Origin of the sequence: Streptomyces sp. NPDC007875 (assembly GCF_042868035.1) — a bacterium.
Taxonomy (GTDB): domain Bacteria; phylum Actinomycetota; class Actinomycetes; order Streptomycetales; family Streptomycetaceae; genus Streptomyces; species Streptomyces antimycoticus.
Map to the genome: position 1 here is coordinate 615,956 of NZ_JBIADZ010000002.1, position 9,942 is coordinate 625,897.

At 72.9% G+C, this 9,942-nt stretch carries 7 protein-coding genes; 6 read left to right on the forward strand and 1 reads right to left on the reverse strand.

The annotated features are described in order from the left end of the window. Positions 1-164 precede the first annotated feature (164 nt). The 3 genes from ACFYOY_RS06540 to ACFYOY_RS06550 all read left to right on the forward strand — a co-directional run bounded on the left by ACFYOY_RS06540 (position 165) and on the right by ACFYOY_RS06550 (position 3,260). Positions 165-1,526, forward strand: a complete 1,362-nt coding sequence (locus ACFYOY_RS06540) for an aspartate aminotransferase family protein (RefSeq protein WP_351883223.1) — start codon at positions 165-167, stop codon at positions 1,524-1,526. A 163-nt stretch (positions 1,527-1,689) separates the two neighbouring features. Continuing rightward, positions 1,690-2,409: a GntR family transcriptional regulator gene (locus tag ACFYOY_RS06545; protein WP_351883221.1), complete on the forward strand. Its 720-nt coding sequence runs from the start codon at positions 1,690-1,692 to the stop codon at positions 2,407-2,409. 200 nt (positions 2,410-2,609) lie between these two features. Then, entirely contained in the window at positions 2,610-3,260 is a 651-nt protein-coding gene (locus ACFYOY_RS06550) for a hypothetical protein (RefSeq protein ID WP_351883219.1), read from the forward strand. Positions 3,261-3,336: 76 nt separating this feature from the next. Here ACFYOY_RS06550 and ACFYOY_RS06555 read toward each other — a convergent pair whose 3' ends face one another. Beyond that, positions 3,337-4,071 carry an SLATT domain-containing protein gene (locus ACFYOY_RS06555; RefSeq protein ID WP_388585203.1) on the reverse strand — a complete coding sequence of 245 codons (735 nt, stop codon included), beginning with the start codon at positions 4,069-4,071 and terminating at the stop codon, positions 3,337-3,339. Between the two features lie 419 nt (positions 4,072-4,490). Between ACFYOY_RS06555 and purD the strand changes: the two genes are divergently transcribed. The 3 genes from purD (at position 4,491) to ACFYOY_RS06570 (ending at position 9,778) form a co-directional block, all read left to right on the forward strand. After that, on the forward strand, positions 4,491-5,756 hold the full coding sequence (gene purD / locus ACFYOY_RS06560; protein WP_351883215.1) for a phosphoribosylamine--glycine ligase: 1,266 nt from the start codon (positions 4,491-4,493) through the stop codon (positions 5,754-5,756). 401 nt (positions 5,757-6,157) lie between these two features. Further along, positions 6,158-8,005, forward strand: coding sequence for a hypothetical protein (locus tag ACFYOY_RS06565; RefSeq protein ID WP_388585206.1), 1,848 nt, complete (start codon positions 6,158-6,160; stop codon positions 8,003-8,005). Between the two features lie 273 nt (positions 8,006-8,278). Beyond that, positions 8,279-9,778 carry a N,N-dimethylformamidase beta subunit family domain-containing protein gene (locus ACFYOY_RS06570; protein ID WP_351883211.1) on the forward strand — a complete coding sequence of 500 codons (1,500 nt, stop codon included), beginning with the start codon at positions 8,279-8,281 and terminating at the stop codon, positions 9,776-9,778. The last annotated feature ends 164 nt before the right edge of the window (positions 9,779-9,942 follow it).

Here is a 9,942-nt window from a genome sequence, read left to right on the forward strand (position 1 = left end):
CCGGACGCCGCGCCCCGAGCACCGGCGGTGACGACAAGAGCGCGGCCGCCCGGCAAGGTGTCGGTGGACGGCCTGAAACCCTGACAGCCTGTCGGTGCCCGGCCCGGGGGCGCGGTCCGTACCCTGGTTCCACCCCGACCCGCGAGCGATCCGAGGTACCGAACGTGTCCGTGCAGCCCAGCCCCGACCTCGCGGCCGGCGCCGCCGTCAAGGCCGCCGACCGTGCGCATGTGTTCCACTCCTGGTCCGCGCAGGGCCTGATCGACCCCCTCGCCGTCGCGGGCGCCGAAGGCTCGTACTTCTGGGACTACGACGGCAACCGCTACCTCGACTTCTCCTGCCAGCTGGTGAACACCAACATCGGCCACCAGCACCCCAAGGTCGTCGCCGCGATCCAGGAGCAGGCCGCGAAGCTGTGCACCATCGCACCGGGCTTCGCCGTGGACGTACGGTCCGAGGCGGCGCGGCTGGTCGCCGAGCGCACCCCCGGCGACCTCGACAAGATCTTCTTCACCAACGGCGGAGCCGAGGCGGTGGAGAACGCGGTCCGGATGGCCCGGCTGCACACCGGCCGCCCCAAGCTGCTCTCCGCCTACCGCTCGTACCACGGGGCCACCGCCACCGCGATCAACCTCACCGGCGACCCCCGCCGATGGGCCTCCGACAGCGCCTCGGCGGGTGTGGTGCACTTCTGGGCGCCGTTCCTCTACCGCTCGCCCTTCCACGCCGACAGCGAGGCGCAGGAGTGCGAGCGCGCGCTGCGCCACCTCGAGGACACCGTCGCCTTCGAGGGCCCGCAGACCATCGCCGCGATCATCCTGGAGACCATCCCCGGCACCGCCGGGATCATGGTCCCGCCGCCCGGCTATCTCGCCGGGGTCCGCGAGATCTGCGACCGCTACGGCATCGTCTTCATCCTGGACGAGGTCATGGCGGGCTTCGGCCGCACCGGCCACTGGTTCGCGGCCGACCACTTCGGCGTCACCCCGGACCTGCTGACCTTCGCCAAGGGCGTCAACTCCGGCTATGTGCCGCTCGGCGGCGTCGCGATCTCCGCCGAGATCGCCGCGACCTTCGACCAGCGCCCCTACCCGGGCGGTCTCACCTACTCCGGCCACCCGCTGGCCTGCGCCTCGGCCGTCGCGACGATCAACGCGATGGCGGAGGAGGGCATCGTGGAGAACGCCGCCGCGATCGGGGAGAACGTGATCGGCCCGGGGCTGCGGGAGATCGCCGAGCGCCATCCCTCGGTCGGCGAGGTGCGCGGCCTCGGCGTCTTCTGGGCGCTGGACCTGGTCAAGGACAAGGAGACCCGCGAACCGCTCGTCCCGTACAACGCGAGCGGACCGGCCAACCAGCCGATGGCCGACTTCGCCGCGGCCTGCAAGCGCGGCGGTCTGTGGCCCTTCGTGAACATGAACCGCACCCATGTGGTGCCGCCGTGCACCGTCACCGAGGCCGAGGCCAAGGAGGGGCTCGCCATCCTGGACGAGGCGCTGGGAGCGGCCGACGCGCATACGGCGTAGCCGCACCGGGGCTCTGCCCGTTTGCCCTCCGCTCGCCGCCCGAGCGCTGCCCGGTGTAGACCACTGGCGCACTCTGCGTGTTCCGCGCAACGGCCCTCGCATATCGTGATGCGAGGGCCGTCCGCTTTCTTACACCGACGGCCGTGGAAGGAGACGGTCCTCGATGCCCGTGCCCGGCGCCAGCCCGGTCAAGCGGAACACCCTGCGGCAGCAGATCGCCGACGCGCTCTGCGACGAGGTGCTCGCGGGCCGGCTCCCTGCGGGGCGCCAGTTCACCGTCAAGGAGATCGCCCAGCAGTACGGCGTCTCCGCGACCCCCGTCCGGGAGGCACTGCTGGATCTGTGCTCCCAGGGGCTGCTCGATGTCGAGGAGCACCGGGGCTTCAGGGTCCACGACTTCACCATCGACGACTTCCGGCACATGGTCGACGCCCGCACGATGGTGGTCGAGGGCGTCTTCCGGCACTACGTCGAGCTGAAAACCATGACCCCGCAGGCGCTGGCCTCGGTAAGGCGGCGGGCCGAGGAGGCCGAGCGGGCCGCCCGCTCCGGTGACCTGGACATCCTCATCGGCTACGACCTGCGCTTCTGGCGCGAGATCTGCGGGCTGGTGGGCAATCCCTATGTGTCGGACTTTCTGCAGCGGCTACGCGTGCAGACCTGGGTCTTCACAGTGCCGTATCTGCGTCGCGTACCCGATCTGCGCGGTCAGCTGTGGACGGGGCACTCCGAGCTCACCGCGGCGGTCACCCGCGGGGACCCGCATGACTCGGAGCGGTTGATAGGGGCGTACAACGCGCATTTCCGTGCGCTGATCGAGCGGTTGGTGGAGCGGGAGGAGTCGCGCGCGCAGAACCGGACGTCGGAGGTCAACTCCCCCTGATCTCCTCCTGAACTCTTCTCGAACTCCCCCCGGTTCATCAGCGGTTCCCCCGCATGGTGAGTGAGCCGGAGGCCGGGGAGGCCGGAGCGCCGGCAGGCGAACCGGCCCGCCAGGGTTGGCCTCCGGCGCTCTTCGCGAGGCGTACGCGGGGCATTACGCTGGGCCGACCATCGACCGTACGGATACGAGAGTGAGATCGCGTGGCATGTGACCTCTGGCTGGTCCCCCTCGTCGATGTGCTGTGCCACAGCCCCGACAACCCCTTCGCCGAAGAGATCGCCGCGTACGACAAGGCGCTCGGTGAGGCCGGTCTGCCGCCCGTACCCGTCTTCAGTTATATGCCGGGACTTTCCGGGGATGTCGCCCCGGTGGCCGGTTTCGACTACGACGCGCTGCACTTTCTCCGTCGTGCCTATCTGCTGCAACTGTGCGGACTCGCGGTGACGCCGGTGGACGAACTGGGCGGGGATTACGAACAGTTGCTGGAGATGTTCGAGCCCACGGCCCAGCAGTCGCATCTGGTGTGGCACTACGACCACGCGGGAGCGTATGTCCCCGTCGACTTCCCGAGCCCGCTGTCCAACGACGAACTCCTGGAGGGCGGCGGCCCGTTGGGATCCAGCCACGGCCTGCTGCGCGAACTGGAGGCGGTCGCCCCGGCGCTCGGCATCGACCCGTCCAACCCCCCGGCCGCCCCCGCGCCCCCGGCCCGCCCCACGAGCCTGGAGGAGCCGGCGGCGTCGGTCCCGTACGAGGACAGCCCCTTCGCACGGGAGCGCCATGTCTGGCTGGGCCTGCACGCGGCGGCGACGCGCAGCCTGGGCCAGGGCTCGATGATCGTCTTCAGCTGACCGCTCCTTCAGACATCTCCTTCAGACATCTCCTCCAAGCGTCTGCGACCGGCGTCTGCGACAGGCGCCGCGGTCGTCAGCGGGGCGGCTCGGGAGGACGCTGCCGCGGCATATTGGGCCGGGCGGGGCCCGGCGGCAGCGGAAAGCGGCTCGTGGGGCTCCCGCTGTCCGGACGGGAGCCCTGGGCCATCAGCGCCTGCGTGACCAGCGGCGCCGAACCGGACCCGAAGTCCACCATCCAGCCCGCCGTCTCGGCCCGCACCAGCTCCGACACGTCCTCGCAGAACCGTCGCAGCACCGACAGACACCGCTCCACAGCCTCGCTCGCGGTGCCCTCGGTCGGGCCCAGCACCTCCCGCACGCTCTCCGACGCCCAGTCGAACTGCAGCGCCTCCAGCCGCCGGTGCACCGCCTGCGCCGTGGCCACATCCCGCATCCAGCCGGATGTCAGCCCGAAGAACCGGTCACCGCCGACGCAGGCGGCCGCCAGCAGCAGTGCCAGCGCGCCCCAGCCCGCGCCACCGTCCAGCGCCCCGTTCAGATCCAGCAGCGGCAGCACGCCCGCCACGACCGCCGCCACCGCGGCGCCCACCCGCAGCACCCGGGCGGTCCGCCGCTTCCACACCCGTTCGGCGAGGTACCACCCCGCGACCTCCAGGGCGCCCTCCTCGACCCACCCGTACAACTCGTCGAGCCGCTCCGCCGGCTCCCCCCAGTCGCCGTGCGGGAAGGGCCGACCGAGCAGGTCACCCTGGTTCCTCGCACCCTCCTGCCGAGGGAGCCCCTCGGGCTGCATCTCCGGCTGACTCACCGTGCAACTCCCTCTGCGGCGGCGTTTCTCCTGGCGCGCGGCTGATGCGCGACCACCATTCCTACCGCCGAACGGCTGGCCACGAAGACCCGATCACGGGTTTTCAGCCCGTAAGAGCTGCCCCATCGGGTATAGGGCCGCCCACTCCTCACCCAAAAGAGTGTCCCGCGCACCGGATCCGGGGCTGGTCGGCCCGGCCGGGCCGCGTCCATGCGCCGGAGGTGCGAGACGCCACCCGCGGCCGAACACCTCACCCACCCGCCCAGGGCGCTGCCCGGCGCGGCAGCGGCCCCAGCGCGGAGCCAGCCCAGCGCACAGCGGCCCCCAGCGCAGCAGCTCTGGCGCAGCGGCTCCGGCGCGCGCCGGGTGGCAGCCCCCACCGCACAGCGGCCCGAGCCCGAGGCAATAGGCTGCATACCGTGAAGGTCCTCGTCATCGGCGGCGGCGCCCGCGAACATGCCCTGTGCCGCGCTTTCTCCCTCGACCCCGACGTCACCGCACTGCACTGCGCCCCCGGCAACGCCGGCATCGCCGAGGTGGCTGAGCTGCACGCGGTCGACGTGCTCGACGGCGCCGCCGTCGCCGACCTCGCCGCCTCCCTGGGGGTGGGCCTCGTGGTCGTGGGGCCGGAGGCACCCCTCGTGGCGGGGGTGGCCGACGCCGTGCGCGAACGGGGGATCCCGGCCTTCGGGCCGTCCGCCGAGGCGGCGCAGCTGGAGGGTTCCAAGGCGTTCGCCAAGGACGTGATGGCGGCGGCGGGCGTGCCCACCGCCCGCGCGTATGTGTGCACCACCCCCGCCGAGATCGACGAGGCGCTGGACGCGTTCGGCGCGCCGTACGTCGTCAAGGACGACGGCCTGGCCGCGGGCAAGGGCGTCGTGGTGACCGAGGACGTCGAGGCCGCCCGCGCGCACGCGCTGGCCTGCGGCCGGGTGGTGATCGAGGAGTTCCTGGACGGCCCGGAGGTCTCCCTCTTCGCGATCACCGACGGCGAGACCGTGGTCCCGCTCCAGCCCGCCCAGGACTTCAAGCGCGCCCACGACGGCGACGAGGGCCCGAACACGGGCGGCATGGGCGCGTACTCGCCGCTGCCCTGGGCCGACCCGGAGCTGGTGGACGAGGTCGTGGCCACGGTCTGCCAGCCCACCGTCGACGAGCTGCACCGCCGCGGCACGCCCTTCTCCGGGCTGCTGTACGCGGGCCTGGCGATCACCTCGCGCGGGGTGCGGGTGATCGAGTTCAACGCCCGCTTCGGCGACCCGGAGACCCAGGTGGTCCTGGCCCGGCTGAAGACCCCGCTGGCCGCGGTGCTGCTCGCCGCCGCCACCGGCCGCCTGGATGCCGAGCCGCCGCTGCGCTGGAGCGACGGCGCCGCCGTGACCGTGGTCGTCGCCTCGCACAACTATCCGGACACCCCCCGCACCGGCGACCCGATCACCGGGCTGGACGAGGTGGCCGAGCAGGACGGCCCCAAGGCGTACGTCCTGCACGCGGGCACCAAGCGGGACGGCGCGTCCGGTGAGGTGGTCAGCGCGGGGGGCAGGGTGCTCTCCATCACCGCGACCGGCTCCGACCTGGCGAAGGCGCGCGAGCGGGCCTACCGCGCGGTGGGCCGGATCGGGCTGGAGGGCTCGCACCACCGCTCCGACATCGCCGCGAAGGCGGCGGCCGAAGCGGCCTCGTGAGGACAAGCTGTAAGACCCGTGAGGACAAGCTGTAAGACCCGTGAGGACAAGCTGTAAGACCCGTAAGCACAAGCTGTAAGGCTCGTAAGGACGAGTTGTAAGAAGAGTCTCAAGCGGTGTCCCAGGCGGGCCCGTGAACGGCCCCGAAGGCCGCTTCCGCCTGTTCACACGGGGCCAGGCGTCGCCATCGCGAAGTTCCCGGTTTTACCCAAGGCCATTCCATCGGGTGAGCGCTTCCGCATCCTGCTGACGCACGCCCGGCCCCCAACTAGTGTGCCGCTCAGGCGAGGTGCGGCAACTGGCCCACCGGCATTGCGGAGTGGGCGGCCAGTGCGACAGTGGGTGGGGAGACAACGCCGCCGTCGTCCGCTGTTCAAACATCGGCCGGACAGTAGGGGGTGATGAGAACCGTGGCAGGTACCGAAGCAGGTGCCCTGGCGGCGCGCGCTCGCGCCCTTGCGGTACTGCGCATCCGGAGCACGGCGCTCGCGGTCGCACTCCTCCCGGCCGCGGCCGCCGTCGTGCTGCTCGCCGGAAGCGCCACCGGCAGCGTCGGCGGTTCCCAGGACCAGGGCTGGACGGCCCTGCGCTGGGTGGTGACCGGTGGAGCTCTGCTGGTCCTGCTGCTGGCGGCGGCCGTGGCCGCCGTGGTCGTCCGGGCCAGACCCGCGCTCACCCCGACGGTGCCCATCGCCGAGGAGACGGCACCCGATCTCTACCGGCTGGTGCGCGATCTGGCCGAGCGCCTGGAGGTGCCCGCGCCCTCGGCCATAGCGCTCACCCCCGACTGCGACAGCTGGCTGGAGGACCGTACGCATCCGGCGCACGCCCAGCGCCGGGAGCATAGGGACCGCGGCGCCCTGGCGGTAGAGGAGCCCCGCTCCGCACGGGGCGCCCCCGGTCCCGCGGCCGGCGCGGACCGGATCGTGGACCGCCCCGAGCGGCGGGTCCCGCAGGCGCCGGTGCTGGTGATCGGCTCGCCGTTCCTGTGGTGGATGCGGGTCGCCGAGCTGCGCGCGCTGCTCGCCCCGGTGGTGGCGGGCACCGGCCCGTCCGTCCATCCCGACATAGCCTCCGCCCGCCGCTTCGTGCGCGGGCTGGACGCCGCCGTGGCCGTCGCGGCCCAGGGCGGCGAGCCGTCGTCCGGCCCCGCGCCCGCCCTGGTGGCGGTGGTGCGCCGCCCCGCCTTCGCCTTCGTCGGCTGGGTCGCCCGGTTGCTGCTGCGCGGCTGCCGGGACCATGCGGCCGAGATGGAGCGCGCGGTCGCCGCGGCCGCCTCCGAGCGGGCCCAGTCGGTCGACTACGGGCTGCGGATCGTCGCCCAGGAGCAGGTGGGCCTCGCCTACGCGGGCTGGGACCGGCTGCTGACCCGGGTCGCGCTGCCCGCCTGGCGGATGGGCCGCTGGCCCTCCCGGCTGGACGCGGGCGTGGTCTCGGCGCTCACCGAGCTCTCCCGGCGCGACCGGCTCGCCGAGGGGTTCACCTCCCGGCTGAGCGAGCGCCCGGCCTGTGACCTCCTGGAGGAGCCCGGGGTGATAGACGAGGCCACCTCGCTGCTGGCCGCCCGCCTCTTCCACGGCGGCCCGCCGGAGCCGGGCCCCGACTGGTCCCCGGTCGACTGGAGCGCGTATCCGGAAGAGGTCGTGGACCGCAAATGGCGGCAGGAGGCCGCCCGGCTGAACCGGCTCCTGGACGAGCGGGAGGACACCCACGACCTCGTCGGCGCCGCTCGCGCACCGGCCCCCGTGAGCGCGCCCGCGCCGCCCACCCTGGCCCGGGTCATGGACCGGCTCAGCGCCACCGCGGCCGACCCCGCCGAGGCCCCCGACGGCGGCGCCCCCGGGCTCGCCGCCCGGCTCAGCGTCGAGGTGGCCCGTGAGGAGGCCGCCGCCACCCGGGCGTACGGCCAGGGCCCCGCGGCGGGGGCGGAGGGGGCCGCCGGTGGGTCCGGCGGCGACCCGTGGATCGACGACTTCGCCCCGGCGTTCCCCCTGCAGCCCCCGCGCACCGGCCGCGAGCTGCTCGCCGACCATGTCACCGCCATGGTCTGCTGCGCCGCCGTGGACACCGCGGGCGCGGCCCCCGGCCTCGACTGGCTCGACGGGCCCGCACTGCTCGTCGGCGGGCGGCGGCGGGCCGATCTGGCCCATCCGGTGCTGAGCCTGGTGGAGGACGGGGACGACGGGCCGCTGCGCGCCTGGCTGGGCGAGGTGGGGGTTCGTCCGGAAAAGCCGGTCCGACTGGTGTAGGCGCGCATACCGCGCCGGATTCGCTCCTATGTCCAGCCTTGTCGCGTGTTCGGCGTCTGTTCCGGCAGATTAGCGACTATCGGTGACGGAGTAGGTGCGTAATGTGATGTGCTTGGACCGGTCGCTGTCCGCCCGGCCCACGAGTTCCGGCCCACCGGCCCGGACCGCCAGACCGGCCCCGCAGCCCGGCCCACAAGGCCGGACCCGCTGCGGTGCGGTGTGCGAGGACAGCGAGGCGAGGCGCCGCCGGGCACGCAGGGGAGGGGAACAATTGTGGGGACGGACCAGATCCGGCGCTGGGAGTCAGGAGCGCTCGCGCACGCGGTGACGGATCCTTTCGGCCAGGGCCCGCTGCCCTGGCTGCGCGACAGTGAGAACTACTTCGACGACACCGGGCGGGTGGTCCCGTGGTACGTCGACCATGTCCAGCACTCCGGGGCCATCGACCGGGCGGCCGAGCGGGTCCGCGCGAAGGGTCCCGCCAGGATCCCCGGCCCCCGCACCGCCGACGATGTCCACCGGCAGATCAAGGGCTTCCCCTCCGCCTCCGCGGCGGCCCCCGGCGAGGCCATCGACTTCCGGATCACGGTGGACCCGCCCCAGCAGTTCGGCGTGGACATCTACCGCATCGGCTACTACGACGGCGCCGGCGCGCTGAAGATCACCACCAGCCCCCGGCTGTCCGGGATCGTCCAGCCGCCCCCGCTCACCGCCGACCGCACCGTCTCCTGCCACCACTGGTGGCTGTCCTGGCGGCTGCAGATCCCCTCGTACTGGAAGCCGGGCGCCTATGTCGCGGTGCTGACCACCGTGGACGGCTACCGCAGCCACATCCCGTTCACCGTCCGCGACCCCCGCCCCGCCGATCTCCTCCTCGTCCTCCCCGACCTCACCTGGCAGGCGTACAACCTCTACCCGGAGGACGGCCGGACCGGCGCCAGCCTCTACCACGCCTGGGACGAGCAGGGAAAACTGCTGGGCGAGTCGGAGGCGGCGATCACCGTCTCCTTCGACCGGCCGTACGCGGGCGCGGGGCTGCCCCTCCATGTGGGCCACGCGTACGACTTCATCCGCTGGGCCGAGCGCTACGGCTACGACCTGGCCTACGCCGAGATGAGCGATCTGCATGCGGGCAGGGTCGACCCCACCCGCTACCGGGGGCTGGTCTTCCCCGGCCACGACGAGTACTGGTCGGCGCCGATGCGCCGCACCGTGGAATCGGCCCGCGACAGCGGCACCTCGCTGGTCTTCCTCTCCGCCAACACCATGTACTGGCAGGTCGAGCTCACCGCCTCGCCCTCCGGTCCGGACCGGCTGCTGACCTGTCGCAAGCGCCGCGGTCCCGGCCGCTCGGCGCTGTGGCGGGAGACCGCGCCCGAACAGCAGCTGATCGGCATCCAGTACGCGGGCCGGGTGCCCGAGCCGAGCCCGCTGATCGTGCGCAACGCCGGCCACTGGTTGTGGGAGGCCACGGGCGCGGAGGAGGGCGATGAGCTGCCCGGCCTGGTCGCGGGCGAGGCCGACCGCTACTTCCCGCGCACGGTCCTGCCCGAGCACCTCCGCCGCATCCTGCTGGCCCATTCGCCGTACGAGGACACGGCGGGGGTCGTCCGCCACCAGGAGACCTCGCTCTACCGTGCCCCGAGTGGTGCTCTGGTGTTCGCGTCGGGGACGTTCGCGTGGTCGCCCGCGCTGGATCGTCCGGGGCATGCGGATGAGCGGATTCAGCGGGCGACGGCGAATCTGCTGGATCGGATCTGCAAGCGGGGGTGAGGCGGGCGGACCCGATCGGGGCCGTGTGGGTTGCGGCTTGCGGTGAGGTGCGGCGGGTGGGGGAGGTGTGTGGTGCTCTGGTGTTCGCGTCGGGGACGTTCGCGTGGTCGCCCGCGCTGGATCGTCCGGGGCATGCGGATGAGCGGATTCAGCGGGCGACGGCG

Excerpts from the sequence above, each read along its gene's own strand:
- ACFYOY_RS06545 (WP_351883221.1), top strand. The coding sequence starts at position 1,690 with ATGCCCGTGCCCGGCGCCAGCCCGGTCAAGCGGAACACCCTGCGGCAG.
- ACFYOY_RS06565 (WP_388585206.1), top strand. The coding sequence starts at position 6,158 with ATGAGAACCGTGGCAGGTACCGAAGCAGGTGCCCTGGCGGCGCGCGCT.